Source organism: Pseudoalteromonas luteoviolacea DSM 6061 (assembly GCF_001625655.1).
GTDB classification, from domain to species: Bacteria; Pseudomonadota; Gammaproteobacteria; order Enterobacterales; family Alteromonadaceae; genus Pseudoalteromonas; species Pseudoalteromonas luteoviolacea.
Genome location: NZ_AUYB01000113.1, coordinates 1 through 1,232, shown reverse-complemented (window position 1 = coordinate 1,232; position 1,232 = coordinate 1). Strand labels below are relative to the sequence as shown.

1 protein-coding gene is annotated in these 1,232 nt (G+C 41.6%); it reads right to left on the bottom strand.

What is annotated here, in order from left to right:
• Nucleotides 1-17: 17 nt before the first annotated feature.
• Nucleotides 18-1,168, bottom strand: a protein-coding gene (locus N475_RS16080) for an IS3 family transposase (RefSeq protein ID WP_155732590.1) whose coding sequence is annotated in 2 segments (ribosomal slippage) — nucleotides 18-898 and nucleotides 898-1,168 — 1,152 coding nt in all. Because the reading frame shifts where the segments join, the coding sequence is not laid out codon by codon here.
• Nucleotides 1,169-1,232 lie beyond the last annotated feature (64 nt).

The following is a 1,232-nucleotide window of genomic DNA, read 5'->3' as shown; positions in this document are numbered from 1 at the left end:
TGTTCTGCGCAACTAAATCAGGACACTTTTCTTAAGGAATTTTGCTCATACTCTACTGGCGACAGATCACCATTAGCAGTATGAAGCCGCTCTAAGTTGTAATAGCGTATATACGCTGTCACATCATTTCTCATATATTCACGAGTTAGCTGAGGCACTTTCAACAACCAATCGTGTTTTAAACTGCCGAAGAACCGTTCAACCACGGCATTATCCCAACAAGCTCCGACATCACCCATACTCGCTCTAATGCCGTAATTAGCTAACAGTTTTCGGTAATGCTTACTGGTATATTGCGAACCTCTATCAGAGTGAAACACCAAGCCTTTTGGTGGCTGGCGTAAGTTATACGCTTTCATCATCGCTTTGCTCACTAAGTCTGTGGTCATGCGTCTATCAATGTGCCAACCAACGATACGGCGTGAATATAAGTCCATAACAATGGCTAGGTACATCCAGCCTTCGCCAGTTCTTAAATAGGTCACATCACCAGCCCATATCTGATTAGGCGCAACAGGATTAAAGTTCTGATTCAGTAAATTATCAGCAACAGTATCACTGTGCTTGCGTTTGGTTGTTACCTTATAGGCTATGCGCTGGGTAACAACTAAGCCAAGCTTAGCCATTAACTTTTTAACGCCATACTCGCTAACATTTAGTCCCTCCTTGCATAACCGTTTCCGCAGTTCTCGGTAGCCTAAGCTATTTCGACTTTGCTTGAATATCGCTTTAGCTCTTCGATATAAATGAAGTTGCTCAGCCGTAATGATCTTAGCTGGGCGTTTAAGCCAAGCGTAATAAGCACTTCGGCTTACTTTCATTATCTTGCAAAGCTTCACCACAGGAAACGCTGTAGCTAGCTGTTGAATTGTTTGAAACGCTACTTCGTTTCCCTTAGCAGGAGGGAGCTGGCCTTTTTTAATATTTCTTTTTCCATCCTTAGCTCTTTAACTTCCTTTCGTAGCTTCAATAATTCGGCTCGCTCATCAGCACTTAAAATCGAGCCTGATTGCTCTGCTTCAAATTTTGCTTTCCAGTTATAAAGTAATTTATCTGTGATACCTAAAGACGCAGCCGCTTTAGATACGCTATAACCTTGCTCGGTTACTAATGCGACGGCTTCTTGTTTAAATTCAGCCGTGTAACTTCTGTTTGTTCTTTTTGTCATTTAACACCTCAATAATTGGATTATATTCCATTATCAAAGTGTCCTGTTTCATTACAGCAGATCA